This window comes from Dietzia sp. Cai40 (assembly GCF_014145165.1).
Classification (GTDB): domain Bacteria; phylum Actinomycetota; class Actinomycetes; order Mycobacteriales; family Mycobacteriaceae; genus Dietzia; species Dietzia natronolimnaea.
In genome coordinates this window covers 1-3115 of the sequence record NZ_JAALEB010000489.1, presented here as the reverse complement: position 1 = coordinate 3115, position 3115 = coordinate 1, and the positions used below count along the sequence as shown (strand labels likewise).

The following is a 3115-nucleotide window of genomic DNA, read 5'->3' as shown; positions in this document are numbered from 1 at the left end:
GCGACGGCCCCGGGCACGGCGCGCGCTTCAGCTTCACGATCCCCCGGACCGCCCGGTGGCCCTGATCACCCGATCGCGCTGAGCAACTCCGCGCACGCCGTCTCGCAGCGGCGGCAGGCCTCGGCGCAGATCGCGCAGTGGGCGTGCATGTCCGCGTGGGCCCCGCAGTCGTCAGCGCACGTCGCGCACGCGACGCGGCACGCGCTGAGCAACTCCTTGACCGCCTCCGAGATCGTCCCGGTCCGGCGACTCAATACCGACGCGGTGGCCGCGCACACGTCCGCGCAGTCGAGATCGGTGCGGATGCAGTCGCGCATCTCCGCGACCGACTCCTCGGCCAGGCACGCGTCCGCGCAGGCGGTGCAGATGCGCGCGCACGCGGACGCGGCGTCGATCGCCTCCGCCAGCAACTCGACGGGCAGACCGCCGGTCGGGTGGGGGTGGGACGTGATCATGTCGATGGTGCTCATGGTTCCTCCTGGGACTCGTTCTGGTGAGGGCGAGGCGGGGGTCATCGGGTGGCCAGGACGATCCGCTGCAGGTCGTGGCCCACGATCACGTCCCCGCCGTAGCCCTCCTGGGCCCAGTCGTGCCACTGGCGCACGTCCACGACGCCGGAGTAGTCGCCGAGGTGCGTGAGGACCAGTCGCTCGGCGCCGGCGCGCTCGGCGACCTGCCCCACCACCTGGACCTCGACGTGGGACTCCAGGTTGTGCTCGATCATGGCCGGCGGCAGATTGCCGCCGCGCACGTTGATCGCCTCGTGCACGAGGGTGTCGGTGCCGAGCGCCAACCGGTCCAGGTTCTCGCTGAGGCTGGTGTCCCCGGAGAACGTCACCGACCCGTGCGCGGTGTCGAAGCGGAAGGCGAACGCGGGGAAGACCGGCCCGTGCGGGACGAGGGTGGCGGTGACCCGGACGTTCTGGTCCTCCATGACGAGGAACGGGTCCATCGCCGGGGAGGTGTTGGTGTAGCTGGCGCCGACGTCCGGGATCACGATCTCGTGGACGTCGAACAGCGTGCGCGGGTCGGGCGGTCCACCGGTGGGGCCGTTGTCCCGGAGGAAGATGTTCGACGTGTAGGCGTAGGCCTCGTCCAGCCGCTGCGTCATCTCCGCGGTGCCCGGGGTCGGGCTCTGGGGGGCGACCACCGGGAAGTCCGGGTAGTCGACGTTGGGCGGTCGCAGTCCGCCCGCGGACCCCGGGCCGTGGACGCCGACGGGGGCCACGAGTTTGTCCCCGGCGGCGTTGGCGACCACCCCACCGATGAGCGCGAAGTTGTAGTAGTCCGCGATGTGGTCGGCGTGCAGGTGGGTGAGGAAGATGTCGCTGATCGCCGCCAGTTCCAGGCCCGTGAGCCCGTACTGCGTAACCGCGGACCGGCCGCAGTCGATCACGTAGGCGGCCCCGTTGACCACGAGGACCGACGCGATCCCCACCCGCGTCCTCTCCACCATCGGGCCGGCGAGTGTCCCCAGGAGCAGCAGCTCGAGTGGTTCACGCTGCGCCGAGGGGATGCCGTCCGGCGGGGTGCCGCCGGACGACCCGAGGGAGCCGGAGCCCAGGGAACCCGTGAGGCTCTGGGCTCCGGCGGAGCCGCTGCCGAAGCCCACGATTCCGGTCGCCGCGACCGCCCCGCCGAAGGCGGAGAGGAGCGAGCGGCGGCTGAGGCGGGCGGTGGGCGGAGGCGGGGGGAGGGGTTCTGACGGGGGCATGGCGGCGTCCTTCTTCCGGGGTCGGGTCAGAGGCGGCGACGAGCCGGAGAAGTGCGCGCTACCAGCGCGTTGTGCCCAAAATGCAATCTACCTCACACTCGGTCGGATAAAAGCACATTCACGATCCGGGTCAGAACGGGACCTGGGTCCGGAGCAGTCCCTCCGCCGGGGCCCGGCCGCTGAGTGCTCGGCAGAACTCGAACGCGTCCATGGTGAGGTTCTCGCCCGCGCCCGAGTGCCCGCCGTGCTGCCAGCGCCCGCCCGCCGGGCCGGTGAGCTCCAGGTCGTACGCCTGGCCGTGCCGACCGGCCCACTCGGTCACCACGTCGTCGACGATCACCCCCTCGTGTTCCGCGGTCGCCGTCATGGTGGCTCCCGTCGCGGAGGCGATGTCGATGCGGTGCATGAACGGATCGCGGGTGAGGATCACGTCGAAGAGGTAGCCCATGGACCACCACTCGCCGTTGTCCTCCATGGCCTGCTTCCTCATCACGCCCGGCGCGCGCCGCCTGTTCCTGGCCGCCCTGGGGGCCAGTCGGCGCACCTGGGCGATGAGTTCGTCCGTCGACAGGCCGGCGTTCTTCTCCACCTGCAGCGCGGTCATCGCGTCGATCGCGGGGCAGCCCTCGCGCTTGGCGCGCCTGCCGGACGCGACCTGCTGGCGGACCATCTCCGGCCAGCTGGCGAGCATCTGGATCATGCCGAGCATGTGCCCGGCCATCGCGCGCACGTCCCACTCGGTGCAGTCGGTCCGGGTGCCCCACTGCTCGGGGGTGAGGCGGTCGAGCATGTCGGCCACCCGCTCGTACTCGGTCTCGGCCAGGCGCGCGGCGGTGTCGCGGTCCAGCCGGGGCGGTCGCGGGTCGTTCTTCGAGCGGTGTTGCCCGGTTGTCGTGGTCATGGCGGTGTGCCTTCCTGTGTGGTGGTGACCGGGACGTCGGTCGGGATGCCGACGTCGTGCAGGTACATGTCGACCGCGCGGTCGAACAGGCGGGCCCAGCGATCGCCGCCGGGGTCGTTGGCGAGTTGGGCGTCCGCCATGCCGCCCACCACCGCCACGTAGAGGTCGATGTCCTCCCGGTCAGTGATCCCGATGGCTGCGAACCGCTGACGCAGACCGTCGAGCACGAGCACCGCGGGCGCGTAGGCCTCGGGGCTGGGTTCGAAGCCGGGGATGGTGCGCTGGTTCATCAGCTGGAACCGGGCGAGGTCGCTCACGCAGAAGTCGAAGTATGCCCGCGCGTACATCCGGACCGTCCCCCGGGCATCGGACGGGCGTCCCTCGTCCAGGGCCAGCATGATGTCGAGGCACTCGGTCCAGGCCTGGGCGAACATGGCGTCGTAGATGGCGTTCTTGGAGTCCACGTGGGAGTACAGCGACGGCGCCTTCATGCCGACGCG

At 71.1% G+C, this 3115-nt stretch carries 4 protein-coding genes; all 4 read right to left on the bottom strand.

The annotated features are described in order from the left end of the window. Positions 1-65: 65 nt before the first annotated feature. Positions 66-470 (bottom strand): four-helix bundle copper-binding protein, encoded by a 405-nt coding sequence (locus G6022_RS16270; RefSeq protein ID WP_182617378.1) that lies wholly within the window; start codon positions 468-470, stop codon positions 66-68. A 41-nt stretch (positions 471-511) separates the two neighbouring features. Then, entirely contained in the window at positions 512-1714 is a 1203-nt protein-coding gene (locus G6022_RS16265) for an MBL fold metallo-hydrolase (RefSeq protein WP_182610202.1), read from the bottom strand. A gap of 130 nt (positions 1715-1844) precedes the next feature. After that, positions 1845-2615, bottom strand: a complete 771-nt coding sequence (locus tag G6022_RS16260; RefSeq protein WP_182639254.1) for a maleylpyruvate isomerase family mycothiol-dependent enzyme — start codon at positions 2613-2615, stop codon at positions 1845-1847. Then, on the bottom strand, positions 2612-3115 hold a 504-nt coding region (locus G6022_RS16255; RefSeq protein WP_182692030.1), incomplete at its 5' end, for a TetR/AcrR family transcriptional regulator. The genes G6022_RS16255 and G6022_RS16260, both read right to left, overlap by 4 nt.

Excerpts from the sequence above, each read along its gene's own strand:
- G6022_RS16270 (WP_182617378.1), bottom strand. The coding sequence starts at position 470 with ATGAGCACCATCGACATGATCACGTCCCACCCCCACCCGACCGGCGGT.
- G6022_RS16265 (WP_182610202.1), bottom strand. The coding sequence starts at position 1,714 with ATGCCCCCGTCAGAACCCCTCCCCCCGCCTCCGCCCACCGCCCGCCTC.
- G6022_RS16260 (WP_182639254.1), bottom strand. The coding sequence starts at position 2,615 with ATGACCACGACAACCGGGCAACACCGCTCGAAGAACGACCCGCGACCG.